The sequence below is a fragment of the Mucilaginibacter sp. GW822-FHT03E02 genome (genome assembly GCF_058801545.1).
In genome coordinates, this window is sequence record NZ_JBXANJ010000002.1 from 1,438,028 (window position 1) to 1,463,278 (window position 25,251).

Genomic DNA, 25,251 nt, shown 5'->3' on the forward strand with positions numbered 1-25,251 from the left:
CATTGACTGCGTTACAATGCAGCATTCACCTCCGCTTTGTAATGCCGAAATGAATTGCTCATTCGCATAAATATCCATCATTTTTTGCTGCTCACCATACGAATTGGTTTCGCAAGTTTCGCCAATAATATCAATAAGACCAGCCTTATTAATCCCGCAGTTAACAATCTTGGCGGCAATACCAATATCCCTTAAAAGCCTGGAATGTTCACCTTTTGCATCAGGAAAATCAGCTTGTTTCTCTATAATAAATTGCCCTAAGGTTATCATTAATTTCATAAGATGTTTATTGGTACTATTAACAGAAACTTTGCCTTGGAGCAAAGTGATTTAAGGTTTACAAAACAATGTTTTTTTACGATCAGACGAATTCAAGCCGGCTAACTTACCCGAAAAATCATCGTCCATGCTTATCAAAACTGCTTTTTACTAAGGTAGTTGGCATATTATGGCAAACTGTCATACACTTTCCTATAGCATCAAACACTGCCTATCTGTCCAACATCGGTGTATCATTGATATTTATAGTTAAAGTTTCAATATTTCGCTTCTTTTTGCTTTGTAAGCCCTTATCCCTTTAGATAATATCGTACAATAATTTGATAACAGATAGGTAAAAACCATATCCGTCTTTACACATCTTTGTTAGTACCAACTATGCAACCAAGCAAGCGTTTTTTCTGGCAAAGTAGTGTTCAATGTTAAACAGTGTAAACCTGAATAATGATACAAACAGATAATGTCTTCCGGGATATTACCATAAGGTTTCCGGCTCAAATTATTATCGGAAAAAACTCCATCAATAAACTGGCAGATGAGCTTGCCGGTGCAGGTTATACCAATGCATTAATTATTGCCATAGATATACTGTTAGCCCAGCTTGAGCTGGTTATACAACAGTTAAGGCAACAAGGCATAAGCGTACAGATAAACACATCTATAATACAGGAGCCATCATATAATGATCTTGATGTTTTATTAAGGTTAGCAGCGGGCAATCCTGTTGATGTGGTTATTGGTATTGGCGGCGGCAGTGTGCTTGATATTGCAAAACTATTGGCCGCTCAGCTAAATAATGATCAAACCATAAGTGAAATAACAGGCATCGGCCTGCTTAAAAAACGAAATATAAAGCTAATATGTGTACCCACAACCGCCGGCACAGGCAGCGAGGTATCACCCAACGCCATATTAATTGATGATGCCGATAGTCAAAAAAAAGGGATCATCAGCCCCTACCTTGTCCCGGATACCGTGATAATTGACCCGGCATTAACCTATAATTTGCCACCGGATATTACGGCAGCTACAGGCCTTGACGCACTTACCCATTGCCTTGAAGCGTATACCAACGTATACGCCCATCCTTTTATTGATATGTACGCTTACGAAGGTATGCGGCTTATTGCAGGCAACCTGGTAAAAGCGGTTAATAACGGCAATGATGAAGATGCACGCGCCCGGCTGGCCGTTGGCAGCATGCTTGGCGGCTTTTGCCTTGGTCCGGTAAATACGGCTGCGGTACATGCGCTGGCCTATCCTTTAGGCAGCATGTTTCATATAGCTCACGGATTGTCAAATGCATTGCTGTTGCCTTATGTTATGCGGTATAACATTGTTGCAGCACCTGGCCGCTATGCAGATGTTGCAAGGGCATTGGGCTGTAATAGCCTGGGCACCGACTTAGAAACAGCGTATGCAGGTGTTGAGAAAGTGCGCAGGCTTATTAAACAATGCCATATCCCTGAAAAGCTTAGTAACGCAGGGGTGCCCAGAGCCGCCATCCCTGCCATGGCTGCCGATGCAATGAAGATTACCCGTTTACTTAACAATAACCCCCGCACTATAACCCTTAGCGATGCGATAAATATTTATGAGGAAGCTTATTGAAATAAAATGAAACAAAAAAAGAAATACAATGGCTTAGTAGTGCCAACCATAACACCGTTAACCGAAAACTACAAGCTCGATCATGAAGCTGTCGAAAAGATTTTTGACAATATTTTCAACTATGGGGGTGTACCGTTTATATTGGGTACTACCGGTGAAGCACCGTCGCTGCCTGACGATGTAAAAATTGATTTCATAAAAATTGCAGCCAGGCTTAAACAGCCCAACAAACTCATTTACGCAGGCATTTCATCAAACTGCCTTACTGAATCCATTGAAATGGCAAAAAAATGCGCCGATGAGGGAATTGATGTTGCGGTAGCTCATGTACCTGCATATTTTACTTTAACGGAGTACGAAATAAAAAAATATTTTGAAACCCTGGCTAATAGCATTCCTTTGCCGCTTATTATATACAACATACCGGCAACAACCGATGTATCTATCCAGCTAAACCTGCTTAACGATTTAAGCTATCACGAAAATATAGTTGGTACTAAGGACTCTGAACGGAATTATGACCGGTTGCAGCAATCAATTAAGTTATGGGCAAATCGCGCTGATTTTAGCCACTTTTTGGGATGGGGAGCGCAATCAGCCCACGCTTTGTTTACCGGCGGCGACGGCCTTGTGCCAAGCACAGGTAACCTGTTTCCTGATATCTATTATAAAATGATTGTAGCTGCTGATAACAACGACGAGCCATCGGCATTACGGCTGCAAAAACACTCCAATCTTGTGGGGGATTTATACCAGGGCAAGCGTTTGTTAGGCGAATCGTTGGCTGCGCTAAAATCTTTAATGGAAAGCGCTGGTTTGTGCCGGTCTGTTTTGATGCCTCCATTGCAAAAGGTAAGTGCCGAAAATGCGGCCCAGTTACGGGAAGGGCTCCAAAAAATTGTTACCCGCGAAAACCTTAATTTACCAATTTACCAATGATCAGTAAAAAACCAATTATAGGTATTACCATGGGCGATCCGGCAAGTATAGGGCCCGAAATAGCTATAAAGGCCCTGCTTACCAAACGATTGTTTGATATATGCAACCCTGTAATTATTGGCGATGCCGCTGTTTTTAATGATATTGTTAAAAGGCTTGATATGCAGGCCATCATCAACCCTATAAAAAACATAAAGGATGCCGGCTTTATTTACGGCGAGCCTGATGTATATGACCTTCAAAATGTTGATATGAGCCAGCTTCGTTTTGGCGAAATATCGGCTATGGCGGGTAACGCATCTTTTGAGGCCGTAAAAAAAGTGATTGATCTTGCCCTTGCGGGGGAGGTTGATGCTACAGTTACCGGGCCCATCAATAAAAAATCGGTAAACGAAGCAGGGCATCATTTTGCCGGTCATACAGAAATATACGCGCATTTTACCGGTACAAAAAAATACGCCATGCTGCTGGTTGAGGATAATATGAAAGTGATCCACGTTTCAACCCATGTATCGTTAAGGCAGGCTTGCGACCTGGTAAAAAAAGACCGTATTGTACAGGTAATTGAACTGCTGCACAATGGTTTAATTCAATTAGGCGAAACCAACCTCAAAATAGGCATTGCCGGTCTTAACCCTCACGCGGGTGATTCCGGCTTATTTGGAACTGAGGACGACGAGGAAATACTGCCAGCCGTACTGGAAGCCCTTAAAGCCGGTTACGATGTAGAAGGCCCTGTACCTGCAGATACCCTATTTTCAAAAGCTTCAACAGGATATTATGGCGGCGTAGTGGCCATGTATCACGACCAGGGGCATATCCCCTTTAAGCTTACCGGCTTTAAATGGAACGCGCAAAAACAACAGATGGACAGTGTAAAAGGAGTGAATATTACCATGGGGCTGCCTATTATACGCACTTCGGTTGATCATGGTACAGCTTTCGAAATAGCAGGAAAGGGCGTAGCCAGCAGCGATGCAATGATACTGGCTATTGAATCGGCCATACAGCTTAGTAAAAACAGGATAACGCAAAACGCATGATAGCCGTAATTGCAGATGATTTAACAGGAGCAGCAGAACTTGCCGGTATTGGCCTTGGTTATCAACTAAAAACCGAGGTTAGTACCGTTGTTGATCCAAACTGTAAAGCCGACCTGCTTATCATTGCAACCAATACACGTTCATTGCCCGAAGCTGGAGCCAGGCACATCATGGCCGACCTCACCATTCAATTGATGTTGCTTAAACCAAAGCTCATCTTTAAAAAGATAGACTCTGTTTTACGCGGCCATATTTTAAATGAAATTGAAAGCCAGTTAGCGGTTTCCGGATTAAAAAGGACATTGATTATCCCGGGCAATCCATTACATGAAAAAAAGATTGTTGACGGCATTTATTATTATAAGAACGAGCCGATACACCTTAGTGATTATGCCAATGATCCTGCATTTCCGGCAACAACATCAAATGTTAAAGAAATGCTTAGGGCCGCCAACCCCATAAACTTATTAAAAACCGGGGAAGAATTACCGGAAACCGGCATTATGGTTGGTGAGGTATTTGATGAAATTGATTTAAACTATTGGGTTGAACAAGCTGACGGCGATACGCTTTTAGCCGGTGCATCAGGTTTATTTAACAACCTGCTTCAGCATCTATTCCCTGCGCAGCCTGCTGGTTATTCATACCCAGGCTTGCAAGGCCGGCGTTTGTTTGTATTTGGCAGCACATTTTACCAGGGCAAACTTGCGGTTAGTAATGGCTTCATGAACAATATAGCTGTACATTATGTACCCGCCGCCATCATTTGCAGCGATGCTGATGACAAGCAAATAATTTCTCTGTTTGCCAGTCACGTTGCCACGAGTATTATTAAGCAAAACAATGCTATAATCGCCATTAATCCCGATTCTCTCATTGGCGTAAAAATCGATCCTACTATATTAAGCCATAAAATAGCCGCAATTGTAAAACAAGTGATCCAATACACTACGCTAAATGAACTTTTAATTGAAGGCGGTGCAACTGCGTGGTCGGTTTTAAGCCAGTTTAATTTAAAAAAAATGTATCCTGTTAACCAGTTAGCTCCGGGTGTTATCCGTATGAGCATACCTGGCGATACCCAATTATATGTAACTTTAAAGCCCGGCAGCTATGAGTGGCCCGCCCCGGTTTGGGTAACCAATTAATTATACCTGATTATGAAACATGAAACCCTGCACCTGGCAGATTATATTATTATACTATTAGCGCTGGCAATTTCATTAACCATTGGTATTCGGTTTTCAAAAGGACAAAATTCAACCAAAAAATACTTTGTATCGCGCGGCTCGCTACCTGCCTGGGCAATTGGCATGTCGCTTATGGCTACGCTCATCAGCAGCGTAACATTCCTGGCCTACCCTGGCGAAGGTTTTTCATCAAACTGGATCCTGCTTGTACAGGGTTTAATGGTGCCTGTGGTGTTGCTTCTTATTGTGTGGTTTATCGTTCCGCTTTACCGCGAAGTTATTGGTGTAAGCACCTATGAATATTTCGAAAAGCGTTTTGGCTCTTTTGCACGCTTTTATAGTTCAATAAGTTTTGTTTTAACTCATTTTTCAAAAATGGGCACTGTCTTTTTCCTGTTAGCCTTGGCGTTGGCCAATATGACAGATACCAATACCTACGCTATTATCTGGATTATCGGCTTTGTTATTATCGTTATCACCCTCATTGGCGGTATCGAAGCGGTAATATGGGCCGATGTGGTACAGGGTTTCCTGCTGATAGGTGGCGGCATTGTATCATTTATTATACTCATCTGCTCTATAAAAGGCGGCTTGCCCGAACTTTGGCATATTGCCAGTATCAATCATAAAAACAATTTTGGCCCCTACACCTGGGATTTCAAAAAGCTCACTTTTATAGTAATGGCCATTAACGGGGTATTTTATGCCATACAAAAATATGGCACCGATCAAACCATGGTGCAGCGCTACCTGACGGCCAAAACAGATAAGGCAGCCATCCGAGCCTCCATAATGGGTGTAGCCCTTACGGTTCCGTTATGGGCGCTTTTTATGTTTATCGGTACCGCTTTGTTTGCTTTTTACCAGCAAAACCCCTTACCGCCAGGCATTAAAGCCGATGCAGTTTTCCCGTATTTTATCATGAGCAAGCTGCCCACGGGTGTTGTCGGCCTTATACTGGCTGCGTTAATATCGGCAGCTATATCAAGCCTTGGTGCCGATTTGAATTGTCTTTCGGCAATCGGGGTTGAGGATTACTATAAAAAGTTTAGGCCAAATAGAACAGACGAAGAATACCTTAAAGCCGGCAGGTGGATAGTAGTAATCGCGGGCGTTGGTGCCATCATGATTGCCTCGCTTTACCTGCTTGCAGGTGATGAGGGGGCTTTAGGCATCGTATTCACCTTGTATGCCATATTTTCGGGAGGGATTGCGGGTATATTTTTGTTAGGCCTGTTCAGTAGCCGTGCCAACCGGCAGGGGCTTAATATCGGCATAGCAGCCTGTATCGTATTTACGGCTTATGCCTTTTTAACATCTACCAAAATTGGCTTAGGTGATCAAAAGCACATCCTGCTCGATCTGGAAGAATACAACTTTAATCAGCATAAATACATGCTGGGCGTCTACAGTCACCTGGTTGTAATCATTGTCGGATCGGTAGCCAGCCTGTTTTGGCCTAAGCCTAATATCAACAAAAACCTGCTTTTCAGCGGCTGGCTTGAGGCTAAACGCGCCGGTAAGATTGGTAAGCAACATGAGGTTACAGCTTAATACTGTTGACCGGCGCGCTATAAATAAAACGAATGAAGAAATTAATCATCCTGTTTGCCCCTATCTTATTTTTATATGCACCTGCAAACGCGCAGATAAAATTGGCTTCCTTGTTTACCAGCAATATGGTATTACAGCAGCAAAGTAATGTACCCATCTGGGGATGGGACAAAGCCGGTTCCAGTGTAACAGTAAGCACCTCCTGGAATAAAAAAAGCTATAAAACCAGGGCAAACGCCGGCGGTAAATGGATGGTAAAAATTTCAACCCCGATGTATGGAGGTCCGTATACCGTAACCATCAGCGATGGTAATTCCATAAAACTTGATAATGTACTTATTGGCGAAGTTTGGCTCTGTACAGGGCAATCAAATATGGAGATTCCGATGAAGGGGTATAAAAGCCAGCCTATCAGCGGTTCGGCTGATGCCATATTAAGATCGGCAAACAGTAATATCCATATCTACACAGTTCCCCGTTCATCTGTAACCGAAGCGCAGGAAAACAGTAAACCGTCCGAATGGCATGTAGCCTCGCCGGAGTTTGTGGCTAATTTTAGCGCCACAGGTTATTATTTTGGCCGCCTGCTTAACGATATATTGCATATCCCCATAGGCCTCATCAGCGATTGCTATGGAGGCTCAAGCGCCGAAGCCTGGATGGATGCTGAGGGATTAAAAGACTTTCCCGAAATAAAGATCCCAGCCAAAACAGACTCCATTAAAGCGGTATCACGCACGCCAACAACGCTATTCAATGGTATGCTTAACCCGGTTATTGGTTACGGCATTAAAGGCTGTATCTGGTACCAGGGCGAATCAAACTACGAACGCCCCGATCAGTATGAAAAGCTCTTCCCGGCCATGGTGAAACGCTGGCGCGGGTTATGGCAGCAAGGTGACTTCCCTTTTTATTACGTGCAGATAGCGCCCTATGATTATGCCCAGCTTCCGCCGTACAATTCGGGCGGCAAATACAATTCGGCTTACCTGCGCGATGCCCAGCGAAAATCATTAAATATAATCCCCAATAGCGGTATGGCCGTACTGCTTGATGTGGGCGAACAGGCAACTATTCACCCTCCAAGGAAAGAACCGGCAGGTACGCGCCTGGCTTATCTTGCCCTTGCCCAAACATATGGCATAACCGGCTTCGACTATGCAAGTCCGCTGTATAAGGCCGTGACCATTGAAGGTAACAGAGCCACTATCAGGTTTGAGCATGCCGAAAACGGCCTGACAGCATACAACAAACCGCTCCAATACTTTGAAATTGCAGGTAAAGATAAAAGATTTTACCCGGCGCAGGCAGCTATTTCGGGTAGTACAATTGTAGTATCTTCACCATTGGTGAAAGACCCTGTTGCTGTACGTTATGCTTTTAACGATTTTGTAACCGGCGATCTGTTTGGTACCAATGGACTGCCCGTATCTTCATTCAGGACCGACGATTGGTAATATGAAAAATCTATGGTTGCTTATATTTATATTATCGGGCGATGTTGCCTTTGCACAAACCAATAAGGGGATTGAACAATATAATGTTACCTGGACCGGCCAAAGTCAAAATTCAGGCCAATCCATGCCTTGCGGCGGTGGTGATATAGGCTTAAACGTATGGGTTGAAAAAGGTCAACTGTTTTTTTATATAGCGCGCAGCGGCACGTTCGATGAAAATAATGCTATGCTCAAACCTGGCCGTGTAAGGGTAAAACTCTCCCCAAATCCTTTTGATGGCACCGAATTTAAGCAACAGCTAATACTGCAAAACGGAGCGGTGCTTATAACAGGGAAAAATGGCGGTATCAACGCCGAGGTAAAGCTTTGGGTTGATGTATACCGGCCTGTGATCTACCTGGAGATCAACAGCAACAAAGCCATAAAAACAGAGGCAGCCTTTGAAAGCTGGCGATATAAAGACAGACTTGTAAAAGGTGTCGAAAACAACCAGGGTTCATGGAAATTTGGTGCGCATGGTAATGTTAAAACGCTAAAGGATTCAATCTCTTTCCGGGATGGCGGTATTGTGTTTTACCACCATAATCTTGATTCTACCATATTTGATGTAACTGTGAAGCAGCAGGGTATGGATTCGGTGCAAGACCAGCTGTTTAACCCGCTTAAAAATCTCACTTTCGGCGGTTTAATGTTGGGTAAAAACCTTAAAGCCGCCGGCACTTATAGCGGTAAGTACATGGCTACTGATTTTGAGGGCTGGAAACTGCAAAGCATTAGCCCTGCCCGCACCCAAAACATAGCTATCTATCTTAATACCACGCAAACAGCAGCTGTTTCCGAATGGAAAAATAACCTTCAAAAAGTTATTCTTGAAGCCAATGCCCATAACAAAACCGCCTGGCAGCATACAGCCAATTGGTGGCAGCAATATTGGGACAGAAGCTTTATCTACATCAACCCTAAAAACAACCAGGACACCGCTGCATGGCAAACCGGCAAAAATTACCAGTTGTTCAGGTATATGCTGGGCTGTAATGCTTACGGGCAATATCCCACAAAATTTAATGGCGGACTTTTCACCTACGACCCGGTTTTTGTAAGTGAGAAAACCAGTTACACCCCCGATTTTCGTAACTGGGGCGGCGGTTTGATGACAGCCCAAAACCAGCGGCTGGTTTATTTCCCGATGCTCAAGAGCGGGGATATCGATATGATGAAGCCGCAGTTCGATTTCTACCTGCGCTCCTTACATAACGCCGAACTGCGCAGCCAGGTTTACTGGGGACATAAAGGAGCTGCTTTTACCGAGCAACTGGAGAATTTCGGACTACCCAACAGCGCCGAGTATAACTGGAAACGCCCCGCCGGTTTTGACAAAGGTTTGGAATACAACCAATGGCTGGAATATACCTGGGATACCGTTTTTGAGTTTTGCCTCATGATGTTAGAAACTGAACAGTATGCCGGTAAAGATATTCACCAGTATATTCCCTTTATCGCGAGTTGTTTAACATTTTTTGATGAGCATTACCAATACCTTGCCCGTAAACGCGGCAGCAAGCCATTGGATGGCGACGGCCATTTGGTATTGTACCCCGGATCAGGAGCCGAGACGTTTAAAATGGCCTATAACTCCAACTCTACTATTGCGGCTTTACAAATGATTACCCGGCGCCTGTTGGCTTTGCCCGATAATTATTTAGACAAAGATGAACGATTAAAACTAACCGGATTTTTAAAACGCATCCCGCCTGTTACCTATAATGAAATTGACGGGCATAAGGTACTAACTCCGGCAAAGTCATGGGAACGCGTTAACAATGTGGAGAGTACGCAATTTTATACTGTTTTTCCCTGGGGTATACACGGCATTGGCAAACCGGGGTTAGACATAGCCCTTAACAGCTGGAAATATGACACCCTTGCCATCAAATTCAGGAGTGGTATGGGCTGGAAACAGGATAATATATTTGCAGCGCGGTTAGGGCTGACCAAAGAAGCCGCCGAACTAACCACCTTTAAACTCAAAGATTCCGGCAGGCGTTTCCCGGCTTTTTGGGGACCAGGTTTCGATTGGACGCCCGACCATAATTGGGGAGGTTCGGGCATGATTGGCCTGCAGGAGATGCTGATGCAGGTTGACGACAAAAAGATCTACCTCTTCCCGGCATGGCCAAAGGATTGGGATGTACATTTTAAGCTGCACGCACCTTACAATACCACAGTTGAGGGTATTTTGAAGAACGGAAAAGTGGCAAATTTAAAGGTCGTCCCGGAGGAAAGAAAGAAGGATATTATACTGATGCTTGAAGATCAAAAAGCAAAATAGTAAAGTCCGGAAAGAAGAGAAAAAAGCTTCCCGATGGAACCGATATTCCATCACCGTTGATGTTCCGTTGACGCACCTTTTAGATACCTTTTGATACACCTTTCATGCACCTTTGATACACCATTGACTGCCTTTCGAGCATCGATGATATTTAGTTAAATATCTAAAAATCAGTAATTTAAGCAGGTTTTTAATCTTCGGAAGCTTACTTTTATTGTTAAAAGTAACGTATAGGCCGGCCAGTATACAAATTTACAAAAAATTGGACTATTTTTAAAATTACCAGGCCTTAAAAATGAACTTAAAAGCACACCAACCAAACTTGCGAAGTTTTTGAAACTTCGCAAGTTTTAAATCGCCCTTGCCGAAACTGCATAAAACCTTTTACCTTTTACCTAAAAACTACCTGTCCAGCGGGAGCCATGTTTCCATATCTACATGGCCACGGTTGCCCCAGGCATAGTAAGGGATCAGCCTTACATCCACCGCGTTTTGTTTTGGGGTTGATACTTCCTTGTATAGCTGGTTTTTCCAATTGGCTTCGTTGTGCACATCGGCTTTGCCGGTGAGGCTCATGATATTGCTGTTATCAATCAACATCATTTCTGGTTTCAGTTCGTTTTGGGCCGATAAAGCAATATTGAATAGTTTTTGCCCTTTGGCCAAATCGGCCGACTCCAGGCAATACACCACCGGGCCACGTTTCACGGCTACCTGGTTGCGGGTTTCCTCAACCAGGGGATTAGCTTCCATCATGGTTACCGGCATGGGCAGGTTAAGTTCTATCACCATGCCTTTTTGCCATACTACATTTAACTCCGTGTACGCACCTGGCGATGTATCCAGCTGCGGTGCCGGCTGCCCTGCTAATTTGATACCAGCACCCTTACACCAACCCGGTATCCGCAGAAAAATGGAAAACGCTTTATCGCCCGGCACCTCATCCAAACGGATAGTAATTTTACCATCCCAGGGATAATTGGTAGTTTGTGTAAGCTTAATTGGGGTACCATCTTTTAATTTGGTTGATAAGGTATTGCCTCCATAAAGGTTAAACCACAGGCCCTTGTCGGATACACTATAGGCATAATCGCTCACCTCGGCTATAGTACGCACCACATTAGGCGGGCAGCAATTGGAAAGCTTGATATACCCCACCCTATCCTTCGACCACCGCTGGCTAAAGGGCAAATCATCCGAATAGCTCAGCGGATTAGTGTACAGGAAATTCCGCCCGCTTAAACTGATACCCGATAGTACGCTATTGTACAAAGCCAGCTCCATCACATCGGCATATTGGGCTTTGCCGGTAATTTGCAGCATCCGCCAGTTCCATAACACGTTGCCTATATTGGCGCAGGTTTCGTTATGCGCGGTAAAGTTTGGCAGCTGGTAATCGCGCCCGTAGGCCTGGTGCACTTTCTGCACATCATTGGGATTATAGGATGTACCATCGGGCGATACACCATCATACAGCGAGCCGCAGCCACCTGTTATATACATTTTGCGGTTTACCACATCGTTCCACATCAGGTTTAACGTATGCATAAGGGTTGTATCACCTGTTTCTGTATACACATCGGCGGCGCCGGCAAAAAGGTAATTGGCCCGCACCGCATGGCCCATAGCCTGGGTTTGCTGCCTGAAAGGGACCCTGTCCTGGTTATCGTCAGTACCGTTCTCCATCAGGCCCCTGATATTGATGAGATTTTTAGCCAGCTCCAAGTATTTGGGATCGCGCGTAGTGCGGTACATCTCAATTACCCCCATATAGTGCGACGGACAAATGGCATTCCGCGCCAGTTCCGGTGATGCCGTTTTGTAGAACTTGTAAAGGTAATCCGTTGCTTTTATGGCCACTTTTAACAAAGTAGTTTTACCTGTTGCCCGGTAATGCACGCAGGCAGCAGTCATTAAATGGCCCAGGTTATAGGTTTCAAAGTTGAGCCTGTTGTTAAATGCTTTTTCCTTGCCGGTATGCTTGCGCTCTTCAATAATTGTAGGTGTATGAATGTAGCCATCCGCGCGTTGTGCTTTGGCAATTACAGTGATAGTTTTATCCATCAGCTCATCTAATTTAGCATCGCGCGTTGAGGCATACATACTGGCAACCGCCTCAAACAGTTTATAAAAGTCCCCATCATGAAAGGGCGGTCCTTCGTGCGATCCGGTATCCAGGCCGGCGGCTATTTCAAAATTACGGTATGCATGACTGATCTTCGGATCGGTATAAACGCGCCACAGGTTGGGGATCATGGTATCGCGGCAAACTTTAAACCTATCGGCCCAGAAGCCGTTCGTCCAGGTTACATTACCCATATCCACACTACTCAATTGAGCAAAGGGGCTTTTGGTGGTGTTAACAAGCGATTTATTTTGAGCATAGGATGTTTTAACCGCTGATGCCAGGCACAACAAAATCCCCGCACATTTCCATATATTTTTCATATTCGATATTTTATTCCTTTTTAATATACTGCCGAGTCGACTCACCCCGACGAGGCTACGCCCGTCACCCCTCTCTCCACTTCGCGCATAGAGGGGTTATAAGATAAAAAATTGAGCTTCACCCTCTTTGCGGCGCAGCCGAAGAGAGGGTGGCCCAGCGAAGCGCCGGCCGGGTGAGTCGTAGCCAGCGTTCCACCTACACGCTGTATACCTTATGCATTTCCTTCCCTATCGTACCCATACCAACCTCACAGGCCCCAATAAACCGGCGGGCAACAAAGCTTTCCCTTCTAAACGGTATGGTGCGTTTGTCCATGTAATTCTATCTTTTTCGGGTTTGGCATGGTCTCCTATCAGGCGGTTGGCCCAGGTATTGGTTACTTCGATGCTCAGCTTGTTAGTGCCGGGTTTTATTGCCTTAGTTATATTTACCCGGTAAGGGTAAGTCCATGCCACGCCGCAATCAATACCATTTACATAAACCTGTGCCATGTTGGCGACGCTACCCAGGTCGAGCCATGTTTCGGCAGCAACACCTCTATTGACAAAAGTTTGCTTATAGATTGCCGTACCCGAATAATATTTAATACCATCCTCCGGCCGTTCGGTCCAGCTATCCAGCTTATCAAACACAACAGGTATTGCCGGACCGCCAAGCTTAGGGTCAAAACTAAGTTCCCATTGTGCTTTAAGCGTTTGTAATAGCGTTCCCTTTTTGCTTTTAACATGATGAGTCACTTTAAGTGGGCCAACACCTTTTTTGAGCACAACAAACACAGATCCGTGTGCAGCGAGTTGCAAAGGCAAAACGGTGCGGCCCTTTATTATCTGCCAATTGGCAGCTAAAACATTTTCGCCGGTTAAAGCATCCCATAGTTCGGGGCGGCCTTTTGCTGATCTTAGGGATAATTCAATCATCCGTTGTTGCTCCTGCTGGTTGGATATAAAATAAATATCAAAGCCTGGCGCGTTGCGATGTGTCCAGGCGATACCATCAGCGTAATTTCCGGCGGAGTCTTTAACAATTACATCACGCGCTATACCTATCTTATCAAAAGTATCCTCCTGATATGGCCCGGTTAAAACTTTACCCCGGGTGGTTTTGTCTTTAGCAGATGCCCATAATGCTTCGCCGGCTTGTTTCACCTGCTGGTCATCGGTCATGCCATTAGCCTTTAAAGGTTTGTTATTCATCAGCACAGTTGCGCCATCGTTAACCAATTGCTGTAACTTTTTTACAACCTCCGGTGACATCAAACCCGGATCGGGCGACATGGGATGCGCGCCCGGAATTACCAGCATGGCATAGCTTGCACCGCCGGGAAGCTCAATCCTGCCATTATTTACTTTAGCCAAACGCAGCAATGCATCCCGGTTAAAGGAATCATAAGCATAACCATGTAAAGGATCATTCCAGTTTTCGGGCAAAGCCATATTGGCCGAGTGGCTGGCATCTGAGTTGCTGCTTACTATCGGTTCGCCTTTGTTGGCCAGCCTCTCGGCTTCCTGTTTTACTCTTTCGGCGCCAAAGATGCCCGGCAAGGTGCCAACTAACCTATCGGGCAAAATTGCCCGGCGTGGTGTTTCTTCACCGGTAAATACGGCTATATCGGTAACAGGGTGTCCCATTTGTAATAATGCCTGGCAACGCCGAAGATAGTTGAACCATGCCTTACCGGGTTTCCACCAGGTTTGATCGCGCTGAAAAAACACCCCGATGCCATCCAGGGTCATCCCCGGTTTACGGTCGGGCCAGGGATTATGCACATTTACGTGAAATACCAGGCGGTTAATACCAAGGGCAAAATTGCGGTCGGCCATAGTTTTCAGCATAGCCGGGTGCTCATCCCATAGTAACCTCAACTCGGTAAATGCCTCAGCCTGGATAATATTTTTACCATAAATATGCCCCCCGGATATCGCATCCAGCATATCATTAGGCTTATCATGTGTAGGACTGCGGAACCAAAACTCGCCCATGGGGATATCAGCCTTGCTGTAATGCAGCATACCATCGCTTACCATAGTTGGGGCTACGCTTTCGGCAGTAAATTCGCAGCCTTTTTCATGGGCCAGTTTGGCCATGGTGCCGTAAAAATTATCAACCAGTAATTCGGCAACGGTTTGGCGTACATCATTCAATACTTTTTCAGATACGTCGGCGCTTTGCACAGGCACACCCGCCATTACCGGCAGGTAAGGCAACAGATCATATCCCCGGCGCTTTTTAAACTCCCCGGCCAAAACCGGCGACCAGTTTTGGCTGCCGCATTCCCAGCTATCGACATGAAATATCTTTAACACCTTTTTTGCAAGATCGGGGCCGCCCTGCCTGATGGCCTCGCCAAACCAATGGTCAAATTGTACTTTGGCTGCTTCTGGATTAAACTTATCGCACTCCAAACCGCTGCCTGCACCACCTGTAGCATTGGTATGGCCTGTTGAGGTGTGGCCTATGCGTAGTACTGTCCATTCGCCTGCCGGTACATTCCAGTTAAGCTTACCATCGGGACCTAATTTATCGGTTAGGTTAATGATCCTGCTTTTGTCAACACAAAGCTCACCGGGTAATTGTGCTGCTGTGGTTCTTTTACTTACCCGCCATACTTCGCCGGTTTTGCTTTCATACTGATGGATCCGCGCTTCAGACGATAACTCAATGCCCGATAATTTTAACGTGGGTTTCCATTTGGCAAAGTCAAGGTCTTCGGCACCGGGTTCTGATCCTGCCTTATCATAAATAAACCTGAAGTATTTGGCTGTAGTAACAGGAATTCCGTTGGTGATCTCCGAATCCCCATCCTGCCAGCCATGCCGCGGAGGATTAAGTCTGCCTAAGGACTTGAAGTTTTTACCATCATCACTAACCTCGATAAGCAAACGTTCTGCCTGGTAATTGCTGGCTGCGGTATGAATAACAAGTGAGCGGCAGGTAAAAGGCTTTTGAAACTCCAGCTGGATCCAACAGGGCTCATTGCTTGTAAAACTCTTTTTATTGCCTTTCTCCGCAAGATATTGAACATCGGTATTGGCAATACTGGTGCTTACTTTAGGTTCAGCATCATAACTGCTGATGCCCTCACCCTGCGGAGACGGATAGGCCAGTACTTCGATATCCTTATAGTAATTTTTGTAATGTGACGGAGTTGGTAAAGTATCCCCATAAACTTTACCACCCGCTACTTTAACTTTCGACCAAACCACTTTTTGCATCGATAGTTCGGGTGTGATCCATGGCCCGCCTGCAAGCGCGAAACCATCACAATCATGTATAGCCAGTTTAACACCAATCCTATCGGCTTCCTTCATAGCAAATTTCACCATGGCCCACCATTCGGGTGTCAGTTGTTCAACCGGCGGGGTTAAGTATGGCGGATTTGCGGCCCCTTTTATAGGCATAAGATAAGCGCCGCCAATGCCTGCCTGCTTCATAGCCTGCAGATCGGCAGTGATGCCCTCACGTGTTACAGCGGCCTGCATCCAGTACCAGAACACCCAGGGTTTAGCTGCCTCGCCGGGATGCAAAAAAGTTTTTTTCAACTCATCCTTTGCATAGGAAACACCCCGCACCTGGGCGCTGCCCTGCAATGCGATGCAGCAAATACATGTGTGAAGTACCAGGATGAACCTTTTCATAAACATCAGTTAAATTTTATTTTACGGGCCGCCTCGCCCGCTTTATCGACAACTTCGTTATATGGCGTGATATAAAAGGTATAATGGTAATCCTTTGCAGGTATACGGTATTGTTCCAACGGCGTCGCCACCTCCGACCAGCTATCATTTCCGCCTACACCCATTTGTATCAAATCGATATTAAGGGTTATAAAACCCGCGTCTTTTAGTTTGTTGGTATGTTTAGCATGCAGGATATTATCTTCGGTATAAGGCCAGGCGCTCATACTGAGCAAGCTATCGGCTGTTATTAGCAGGCCACCGGTTTTATTATGCAGCAGCATCCAGCGTACATCAGTCCGGTTGCCGTTTTCCTGTGGTACCACATAAGGCTCCATAAACTGGTGGATAGCCTGGTTGTAAATACCGGCTTCGGAACCTGTTCGCCTGTCTGTATAGTTTTCGTAAGGCCCACGGCCATAATAGGCAATATTGCTATCGGCCCGCAAAATTCCCATTTGCATACCTACTTTGGGAAGATCGGGCAGGTTTTTATCAGCGGCCAGGCTGTAATCAACCTTGATAGCACCTTTTCCGTTTATGGTATACGTAACCTTTACAGAAGCACTGTCATTAATAAGCGTGTAAGTACTGTTAATTTTCACCAAGCCTTTTGCCGAGCGGTCAATACTGATATTTTTTAATTGAGGCTGATTGCCAAACCATGGCTTTAGTTTTTTTTCGGCTTTCCATCCCCGGTGATCGTTATCGGTAACGGGCCGTGTAAAATGTGGTAAAAGCGGTGCGAACACCTGCTGCTGTCCCTGCCATACATAGGAGCTTAGTGCGCCGTTTGTTTTATCTACCCGTATATTGAAGTTTTTTCCGTTTAATGTATAAGCTGATTTAGCATCATCAACAGCAATCTCCGGGGAATCACCAGTAATTGATTTAACAACAGGCAAACCCGTCAGTGAAAACTGATCCTCCGCAATTTCATATCCTTTTGCAGCCCAAGGTTTATCTTCGGCAAGGTTAAAATGAATATCGGCTAAATACTCGTGGTCCGTTTTAAACCGGGGCAGGTATTGTCTTATGCTGATGATGGTATCCTTACCGGCAGCCAAGTCAACATGCGGCATTTGTTTTTTGGCAATGATGTTACCATCTTCCCGCACCTGGAGATACACATCGTATTGACTCAACGAAGCTGTGCTATGCCAGTTTTTCATTTTGATTAATCCTTTACCGGCATCCGCCAGCGTACATTCTGCAGGTTGAAAAACATGCTTGCATTCGTAAATAGCCGGTTTGGGCCGCCCGTCTGATGCAACAATGCCTTTAATGGTAAAGTTATCAAAGTAGCGTTCGCCATAGTCGCCGCCATAGGCATAGTATGGTACCCCGGCAGAATCTTTTTTTAACAGTCCCTGGTCTTTAAATTCCCATATGGCTCCACCTATGATGCGTTTGGTTGATCGCCATTGGTCCCAAAATTCTTTCAGGTTGCCGTTGGAATTACCCATAGCGTGCGAGTATTCCACAAAAAATATCGGCCGGTTATCGCCGTTTTGCTGGTTGGCCAATAATGGCGCCGTGTATAAACCCGGGTACATTCGGCTCACAATATCTACATAAGGCTGATCGATTGGATTTTGCAGCCGGTGTGAGTGATCGTTTGTTTTGGGATAGCGCGAATCTGTAGGATCTATATAACCATCGGCCTGCGGGGTTCCCTGGGCGGGTTCATAATGCACCGGGCGGGTAATATCAAAATCATGGATCCAGCCAGCCATAGCCGCATGGTTTGGCCCCCTGCCTGCCTCGTTTCCTAAACTCCAGGTGATGATGCTCGGGTGGTTCTTGTCGCGCATCACCATGCGAGTTGCACGGTCAAGATAGGCGCCCGTCCACATAGGATCGTTGCTTAATTTGGAGCCGAGGCCATGGGTTTCCAGGTTGGCTTCGTCAATTACCAAAATGCCATATTCATCGCACAGGTCATACAGGTAGGGGTCCATTGGGTAATGGCTTGTGCGGATACAGTTAAAATTAAAGCGCTTAATGGTGCGCACATCATTTAAAATATCATCTCGGGATAATGCCTTGCCTTTTACCGGGTCATGATCGGGCCGGTTTACGCCGTACAGGTAGGTAACTTTTCCGTTGATGAGTAATTTACCATCATCCTTGCCAAACTCAATACTCCTGATGCCGACCTTGCAGCTCTTAACTTCCACAGTTTGCCCGGCGTTATCCAGCAGCGACAGCGTAAGTGTATAAAGGTTAGGCTGATCATCGCTCCATTTAGCGGGATTTTTCAGCGTGGTTTCCAGCAAACCAAACTTTACATTATCCAGCCGGGGGTAGATCTCGTTGATCATACTCTCAACACTGCGTTCCAGCGGTTTTTGAAATACTTCCCTGTTGTTTTTGTCGAAAAGCCGGGCCTCAATTTTATACCCGGGAACAGCTTTGCCTGTAAGGTTCTCCATCCTTGGGCGGATACTGAACACCGCATTTTTATATTGCTTATCCAGCTTAGCCTGCCACTCAAAATCGGCAATCCTCAGTTTAGGCTCGGCCAGCAGCAATACTTCGCGATGGATGCCGCTCATGCGCCACTGGTCCTGGTCTTCTAAAAAATAGCCATCGCTCCAGCGGATCACCTGTACAGATACTACGTTTTCACCGGCCTGCAAATAAGGCGTGATATTAAACTCAGACGGCAGAAAGCTATCCTCGCCATAACCTAAAAATTTGCCGTTAAGCCATACCTTAAAACCCGAGCTTACACCGCCAAAATGCAGGGTGATATTCAGATCCTTCCAGTTTTGAGGCAGGGTAAAAGTACGCTGATAGCTGCCCACGCCATTATAATCCTGCGGTACATGCGGCGGGTTAACCGGCCTGAACGGGTAAACTGCACTTTTATAAATAGGCTTATCATAGCCCTGCATCTCGATACTGGAGGGCACGATGATCTTTTTCCAGCCGCTTACCCGGCCTTTGTAAAAATCTTTTGGCGCATCGCCCGGTTTAACGGCATAGCTAAAATCCCAGTAGCCGTTTAAAGACATCATCCTGCCCGATTTTTCACGATTGCCCGACAGCGCGTCTTTAATACTGCTGTATGAATAAGCTGTAGCCCTGGCCGGGTCGCGGTTTATGCCATCAACAGAGGGGTTTTCCCAGGGTTCAGTATCATAAACCACCGGCACATTGGGTATAGGTGCCGGGGTTTTATCAACCAGCTGGGCGTGAAGCGTAAAAGGCGCTACTCCAAAAACAAATAAAATATAGATCAATCTTTTCATCATCCCTTACTATGTGCTATAGAGCCAGATTTTGGCTCAATAAGATTTTCCGAGTGTGCAAACCTGGTAGTAGTGTTTTTCATTTAGTGTCCGTTAAAAATGAGGTATAAAACAATCATTACTATAGTGAGTAATGTCCAGGCTAATTTTACCTGTTTGGTTGGTTTGGCTATCCGGCTGATTTCCGAAGCATCCGGTTTATAAATTTCCGGCGAAGCATCCAGCAAGGAAATTGCAACAGCCAGGGCAGCAAGAAAAACAAAAATGTAAAACGACAGCAACAGGTAATGCGGCCAGAAATGGTACTTAGCAGATGGCAGCACCCACAGGTACACCACTCCCGTACCCAAACTAAAAGCCGAACCTGCCGAAAGAACAGTATTTACTGCTTTACGTGTAGTGCGTTTCCAATAAACGGTAAGCAGGAACACAACGGCCAGCGGCGGGGCTATAAAGCCCAGCACCGACTGAAATACATCGAAAAGGTTAAGCCCTTTAATGCTATCAATAGCCAGCGCCATGCCTATTGCAAACAGGCAGCCTGCAACAACTACCCACCGGCCAATCCTGATTAAGTCCTGGTTGCTGGCGTCCCGGTTAATTTTTTCGGCATAAATATCCATGGTAAAAACCGTGCTTAACGAGTTTAATGACGAGCCGATAGTACCTACCAAAACGGCTATCAGCACTACTATCACCAACCCGTTCATACCGGGAGGAAACAGGTTGGTTACCATGGTCATATAGGCCAATGCAGGATCATCCAAATGCGGATAGAGAATAAAGCACAAAATACCCGTAAGGATAAATAGCGGCAGCGACAGGATCTTGAGCCAGCCAATAAAGTTAACACCAAGCTGGCCCTGCTCCAGGTTTTTAGCGCCCAGCACAGATTGTACCATTGCCTGATCGGTACAAAAAAACGCGATGGCCGATACCGGGTAACCCAGCAATATAGCATACCAGGGGTATTTAATGTCGCTGGCCGGGTGAATAAGGTTCCAGTAATTGCCGGGCACTTTATGAAATACTGCCGAAAGACCGCCCGCCTTGTTTATACCTAAAACCGTTAAGGTTAATGATACACCGATGAGCAACAACATCTGGAATACATTCACTTTGGCAATGGCTTTTAAGCCCCCCGCAAATGCAAACAGCCCCGCAAATGAAACCAACACAATAACCGATTGCCACATGGGGATCCCCAATATCTGCCTCACCAAAAAACCACCGGCAAACAAACCTAATGACAACCAGGAAATGAGCATTTTAATGAGTGCATACCAGGCCAGGATGTTCCGTGTCGAGTCGCCGTAACGGTTGCCCATAAACTCGGGCATGGTTGATACTTTAGCAGCAATATATTTGGGCGCGAAAACCAGGGCCAGCAGCATCAGGAATACAAAGGCATACCAATCAAAATTTACAGCTACTATGCCTGTGCTATAACCAATACTGGCAAAAGCCAGCAGCATGGATGGCCCCACGTTGGTACCCCACATATTGAAACCTATACTGGGCCATCCTAATGATTTATTGGCCAGGAAAAGTGTTTCGTCTGTTTTGTTTTTGTTGCTAAAACTGGCACGGTAGCCAATCACCAATAAGACCACCAGGTAAACAGCCACCACCCCGTAATCCAGGGCTGTTAAGCGCGACACAATATTGCTCATTGCGATGATCATGCGCTGAGCTGATTAGCGGTTAAATGATATTCGGCTAAAATGTCGTCGACTTTAACCGGCCTGCCTGTTTGCAGGGACCGATCCATAGCCTGCAGCAGCGCAATGGTGCCTACACCTTCTTTAATATCGGGATAAGCCGTAAAACCTTCGGTAATGCTGTCGGCAAAATATTCAAGATAATTCTGGTATTCGCCGGCGTGATGGCTTTTGCCCTCAAAGCGGAAATAATGTTTCAGCTTATGTTCCCAGGTAATGATCCTTTCTTCGCCGGTTTTATCGGTTATGGCATAGCGCAGGTCCATATAATCGCCCTGGCTGCAGCCCTCGGTACCTCTTAAAATGCAGCTCATCTCGCTGTCACGGGTAGCGGGTTGTACCGGGCCTGTATAGCAGCCGCTTACCCTGGCAATGCGTCCATCGGTTGCTTTAAATATAAAATGCATCGTATCTGGGTTTTTCAATCCGCCCTTTGCCCCGTTTGAGCTTAACATGCCGTATCCCATTACTTCCTCAATATTGGGCAGGTACCAGCGAATAAAATCAGTGGGGTGACTTAAGCCTCCATAAAGCCATTTAAAAGCATTTTGTAACGACCAGGGTTTATCTAAAAACCAGCGATGATCTGCATGATAATAAGCCTCAATGGTGATCAGGTCGCCAACCAGGCCTGCTTCATAATCCTGGCGCTGCTTTTTCATCGGCTCAAAAAAACGGGAGCTTTGGCCAACAAACACCCTTCTGCCGCTTTTTTCAACAAGGTCCAGTAATTCGGCGGCTTTGCTAAGGTCATCAATAAAGGGTTTGGTACATACTACATGCTTGCCATAATGCAGGGCTTGTTTCACATGTTCGGCATGCAAGTGGTCGGGTGTATAAATGGCAATAATATCAATGTCTGCATCATCCAGCATGTGCTGGTAATTGGTTGTGTAGTTATGAAAGTTAAACTCCGCTGCACGGCGCTTGCACATTTCAATACTCATATCGCATACCATTTTCAATTCCAGTTTATTGCTCTGTAATACTGCCGACATGGTACTGCGGCCTTCGCCTAATCCTAATATTCCTACCTTCATTTTTAATTACTGAATTATTGAGTTATTGAATTATTGAATTTTCAATGGCTTAAAAAACACCCAAACTTCACCGGGCTTTGTACCGGGAATGCCTTCCTGGTATTTTTTCATCAGCTTATTCCATTCGTTTACCCTTGGGTTGTTTTCTGTTGTTTTGGGATTCAGCTTATCCAGGCTTTCGCCTTTGGGAATGCTGATGACTAACATCAACTGCCGTCCATTTTTAAAAACCAGCAGTTGCTGAAAATTGGCGTTGCAAAAACCTTTGGAAACCTCGGGCCATTTCTGGAACTGGGTTGCATGGTAGTTTAAATATTCCTGCTGCAATTTGGGGTCTTTAACCAGGTTTGCGCTTAAAAGAATGTTCTGGCGTTGTTTTGCATTGAGTGTATCGGCACACATTTTACGGTTAAAGGTGTAAAACGGCTCGTCAAATGCCCGGATGGTATCATGAGGGTTGGGATAAGCTGACTTGATACTTTTAACCAGCTCTTCCGGGTTTGAAATATCAGCATATACCGCGATATGATTTTTCCATTGAGTAATGTCGTCTATCTCCAACGCGAAACTTTTCGCCAGATCAAACAAAGGCTCTGAATTAAACACAGAATCCTTCGCAAGAATTATTTCAATAACCAGGGGCTTCTTCAGTATCACTGATTTCACCTGTGGTGTTTTACTTACCTGATCTTTAGGCGACCTCCAAAAACTCAAAAAGCATATTACTCCAATGAGCAATATGGCCAGCAGATTAAACAAAGAGTTCCTCTTCATTTCGCCGATCCCTCCTTATAGTTATTAATGGGCTGGCCCTCCCGGTTAACTGTTTTGTATTTAAGCAGGTATTGATAAGCCGGCTCTACCCCTGCCGCTTTTTTAATTTCGTTTGCCACCTGCGGGCCATTATTTTCCCATACATTACCAGGGCCGTTTGCATTTTTCAGAAATTTTTCTGCAGGGCACCAATTGTTTTTAATGGTGATGTATGATGAACCTTCGTCGGTATATAAGTAAAACCAGTGCTGCGGATCATGTGCGTAGGGCGCTTTATAAATACTATCCACGTAGTTATTACTGATCACTGAACCTGGTTGTGCCGATAAGGTATAAATACCTGCCACATCGTACATATTACGCGCATAGTGGTGAATCTTATTGGCTGTAATATGGTTGTCACTCATGGCGTTGATACTTTTTGTCCAGCCCCAGCCCATACTGATGCCGGTATAGTTTACATCGCAAACCTCGTTATGGGCTATGGTAATGCCTTTTACATATCCTGCGCCTATGCCCACGCATCCCCAGTCTTCATTGGTGGCATTTGTTATTAAGTTGTTTTCGATGCGTTCATTGGTGCATATCTCGCGTTTATCGGTTGGGTTATAAGGTAAATGAACCTCCTGTGCCTCATCCGAATAAACTCCTGCGAGGATGGCTGTTCCCCCGATGTCTTTAAACAAGTTACCTTTTATTTCATCATCGTGTGTTCCCCGCTGATAATCCAGGCCTGTTGAGGCCAGGTGCTCAAAACGGCAGCCTTCAAAGGTGGTATGGGCGGCGTAAGCTACCTCAACAGCAGCGGCAGGACGGCCAACCCATGCCTGGTTTTCCAGCCCTTTTTTATCCGGCGTACCGGGTATTTTTAGCTTGTAGGCATCCAGCATATACATACCATCCTGGTGCGGCACCAAACCTGCTTTTGAAGGCCGGAGCCAGCTGCTATGCTGAAAACCAATATTTTTAAAACTGAAATAACTTACGGGGTGATCTATCGTCCCCTCAATTTTTACAATATTCTCAAGGACAGGAACAGTTACCGTGGCTGTGGACAGATCCTCACCGGGGCGGGGTAAGTAGTATATTTTACGATGTTCCATATCCAGGTACCACTCACCGGGCTGGTTTAAAAACTGCACCGATCTGCTGAGAAAAAAAGCAGAGTTACCCGTTTTTTTGGAGATCCAGGGCGCAGGCCAGGGATGTTCCGATTGGATACGGCTTTCGGGCTGGTAAAAGGATAACCTTACGCTATCACCCGCCACTTTTGCCGATTTAACCCTTAGTATAGCTATAGCCCACCACTGGTGTATAAACATTTCCATACCCTTAATGTGCAGGGTATCAAAGGCCGCGGGTTTAGGAATCCAACAGGTTTGGGTTTGATGATCCCATGATAAAATACGGCCCATTAATGGCGTATCTGTTTCCCGTGCCGGCGTGGCTTTAGTGTTATCAACCCATAATTGTCTGAAATTCAATACTTCATCACCAATTAAGGGTGCGTTGGCAACCCATACTTTCCCGGCAACATTCAAGGGTAAACCAGGGATATTTCCTTCCAGCTTTTTCCAGCCGTTTATATGGATGCCGCCACTTAAAATAGTTTCGCCTTTGTCAGCACCTTCAATAATGGTGGGGCTATCTGAGGTACCCGAGTCTTCGGGACGGATAAACAAAGTTTCGGATAATTGGTAAAGCCCCTTCTCGACCATAATACGAATGCCTCCTTTTATGGATCCATCTTTCAGACGGCGCAGTTCGCGCGCCTTTCTCAGCGCCATGGCTACCGTAGCCAATGGTTGCTGTTGCGTACCCGTATTTTTGTCTGATCCTTTTGGCGATACCCATATTTCTGCCGCGAAAACGCTGCCTGTTAAAGCAACGACTAATAATAACGCGACAATAAATATGCGGCAGATGTTCATTAA

General features: G+C 45.5%; 14 protein-coding genes and 1 pseudogene. 7 read left to right on the top strand and 8 right to left on the bottom strand.

Features of this window, described 5'->3' with window-relative positions; translation table 11 throughout:
* Positions 1 to 12: 12 nt before the first annotated feature.
* Positions 13 to 279, bottom strand: a pseudogene (locus AC1RM2_RS32395) (FIG domain-containing protein); the annotation flags it as partial.
* Between the two features lie 444 nt (positions 280 to 723).
* Between AC1RM2_RS32395 and AC1RM2_RS32400 the strand changes: the two are divergent.
* The 7 genes from AC1RM2_RS32400 to AC1RM2_RS32430 are packed head-to-tail and all read left to right on the top strand — an operon-like array spanning position 724 to position 10,402.
* Entirely contained in the window at positions 724 to 1,890 is a 1,167-nt protein-coding gene (locus AC1RM2_RS32400) for an iron-containing alcohol dehydrogenase (RefSeq protein WP_492989266.1), read from the top strand.
* Between the two features lie 6 nt (positions 1,891 to 1,896).
* Entirely contained in the window at positions 1,897 to 2,829 is a 933-nt protein-coding gene (locus AC1RM2_RS32405; RefSeq protein ID WP_492989267.1) for a dihydrodipicolinate synthase family protein, read from the top strand.
* A complete protein-coding gene (pdxA, locus tag AC1RM2_RS32410; protein ID WP_492989268.1) occupies positions 2,826 to 3,872 on the top strand; it encodes a 4-hydroxythreonine-4-phosphate dehydrogenase PdxA in 1,047 nt (348 codons plus the stop codon). Before AC1RM2_RS32405 ends, pdxA begins: the two co-directional genes overlap by 4 nt.
* Positions 3,869 to 5,020, top strand: a complete 1,152-nt coding sequence (locus AC1RM2_RS32415; protein ID WP_492989269.1) for a four-carbon acid sugar kinase family protein — start codon at positions 3,869 to 3,871, stop codon at positions 5,018 to 5,020. The genes pdxA and AC1RM2_RS32415 overlap by 4 nt, the downstream gene beginning before the upstream one ends.
* A gap of 12 nt (positions 5,021 to 5,032) precedes the next feature.
* Positions 5,033 to 6,616 carry a sodium:solute symporter family protein gene (locus AC1RM2_RS32420; protein WP_492989270.1) on the top strand — a complete coding sequence of 528 codons (1,584 nt, stop codon included), beginning with the start codon at positions 5,033 to 5,035 and terminating at the stop codon, positions 6,614 to 6,616.
* A gap of 32 nt (positions 6,617 to 6,648) precedes the next feature.
* Entirely contained in the window at positions 6,649 to 8,073 is a 1,425-nt protein-coding gene (locus tag AC1RM2_RS32425; RefSeq protein WP_492989271.1) for a sialate O-acetylesterase, read from the top strand.
* Between the two features lies 1 nt (position 8,074).
* Entirely contained in the window at positions 8,075 to 10,402 is a 2,328-nt protein-coding gene (locus AC1RM2_RS32430; protein ID WP_492989272.1) for a DUF5703 domain-containing protein, read from the top strand.
* 402 nt (positions 10,403 to 10,804) lie between these two features.
* On the opposite strand, the gene AC1RM2_RS32435 is transcribed toward AC1RM2_RS32430, so the two are convergent.
* From AC1RM2_RS32435 to AC1RM2_RS32465, 7 genes are all read right to left on the bottom strand, one after another.
* Positions 10,805 to 12,850 (bottom strand): aceric acid hydrolase, encoded by a 2,046-nt coding sequence (locus AC1RM2_RS32435; protein ID WP_492989273.1) that lies wholly within the window; start codon positions 12,848 to 12,850, stop codon positions 10,805 to 10,807.
* Between the two features lie 228 nt (positions 12,851 to 13,078).
* Complete coding sequence (locus AC1RM2_RS32440) at positions 13,079 to 16,486, bottom strand: glycosyl hydrolase (protein WP_492989274.1); 3,408 nt, start codon at positions 16,484 to 16,486, stop codon at positions 13,079 to 13,081.
* Positions 16,487 to 16,491: 5 nt separating this feature from the next.
* Positions 16,492 to 19,785: a glycoside hydrolase family 2 TIM barrel-domain containing protein gene (locus AC1RM2_RS32445; RefSeq protein WP_492989275.1), complete on the bottom strand. Its 3,294-nt coding sequence runs from the start codon at positions 19,783 to 19,785 to the stop codon at positions 16,492 to 16,494.
* 80 nt (positions 19,786 to 19,865) lie between these two features.
* Positions 19,866 to 21,455, bottom strand: coding sequence for a sodium:solute symporter family transporter (locus AC1RM2_RS32450; RefSeq protein WP_492989276.1), 1,590 nt, complete (start codon positions 21,453 to 21,455; stop codon positions 19,866 to 19,868).
* A gap of 8 nt (positions 21,456 to 21,463) precedes the next feature.
* On the bottom strand, positions 21,464 to 22,543 hold the full coding sequence (locus tag AC1RM2_RS32455) for a Gfo/Idh/MocA family protein (RefSeq protein WP_492989277.1): 1,080 nt from the start codon (positions 22,541 to 22,543) through the stop codon (positions 21,464 to 21,466).
* Positions 22,544 to 22,573: 30 nt separating this feature from the next.
* A complete protein-coding gene (locus tag AC1RM2_RS32460) occupies positions 22,574 to 23,317 on the bottom strand; it encodes an L-rhamnose mutarotase (RefSeq protein WP_492989278.1) in 744 nt (247 codons plus the stop codon).
* Positions 23,314 to 25,248, bottom strand: a complete 1,935-nt coding sequence (locus AC1RM2_RS32465) for a hypothetical protein (RefSeq protein WP_492989279.1) — start codon at positions 25,246 to 25,248, stop codon at positions 23,314 to 23,316. The genes AC1RM2_RS32460 and AC1RM2_RS32465 overlap by 4 nt, the downstream gene beginning before the upstream one ends.
* Positions 25,249 to 25,251: the final 3 nt, after the last annotated feature.

Bases quoted from the DNA above. Each gene is read 5' to 3' on its own strand.
- AC1RM2_RS32405 (WP_492989267.1), top strand. From the start codon at position 1,897: ATGAAACAAAAAAAGAAATACAATGGCTTAGTAGTGCCAACCATAACA.
- AC1RM2_RS32450 (WP_492989276.1), bottom strand. From the start codon at position 21,455: ATGAGCAATATTGTGTCGCGCTTAACAGCCCTGGATTACGGGGTGGTG.
- pdxA (WP_492989268.1), top strand. From the start codon at position 2,826: ATGATCAGTAAAAAACCAATTATAGGTATTACCATGGGCGATCCGGCA.
- AC1RM2_RS32400 (WP_492989266.1), top strand. From the start codon at position 724: ATGATACAAACAGATAATGTCTTCCGGGATATTACCATAAGGTTTCCG.
- AC1RM2_RS32460 (WP_492989278.1), bottom strand. From the start codon at position 23,317: ATGAAGAGGAACTCTTTGTTTAATCTGCTGGCCATATTGCTCATTGGA.
- AC1RM2_RS32420 (WP_492989270.1), top strand. From the start codon at position 5,033: ATGAAACATGAAACCCTGCACCTGGCAGATTATATTATTATACTATTA.
- AC1RM2_RS32465 (WP_492989279.1), bottom strand. From the start codon at position 25,248: ATGAACATCTGCCGCATATTTATTGTCGCGTTATTATTAGTCGTTGCT.
- AC1RM2_RS32435 (WP_492989273.1), bottom strand. From the start codon at position 12,850: ATGAAAAATATATGGAAATGTGCGGGGATTTTGTTGTGCCTGGCATCA.
- AC1RM2_RS32415 (WP_492989269.1), top strand. From the start codon at position 3,869: ATGATAGCCGTAATTGCAGATGATTTAACAGGAGCAGCAGAACTTGCC.
- AC1RM2_RS32440 (WP_492989274.1), bottom strand. From the start codon at position 16,486: ATGAAAAGGTTCATCCTGGTACTTCACACATGTATTTGCTGCATCGCA.
- AC1RM2_RS32425 (WP_492989271.1), top strand. From the start codon at position 6,649: ATGAAGAAATTAATCATCCTGTTTGCCCCTATCTTATTTTTATATGCA.
- AC1RM2_RS32455 (WP_492989277.1), bottom strand. From the start codon at position 22,543: ATGAAGGTAGGAATATTAGGATTAGGCGAAGGCCGCAGTACCATGTCG.
- AC1RM2_RS32430 (WP_492989272.1), top strand. From the start codon at position 8,075: ATGAAAAATCTATGGTTGCTTATATTTATATTATCGGGCGATGTTGCC.
- AC1RM2_RS32445 (WP_492989275.1), bottom strand. From the start codon at position 19,785: ATGATGAAAAGATTGATCTATATTTTATTTGTTTTTGGAGTAGCGCCT.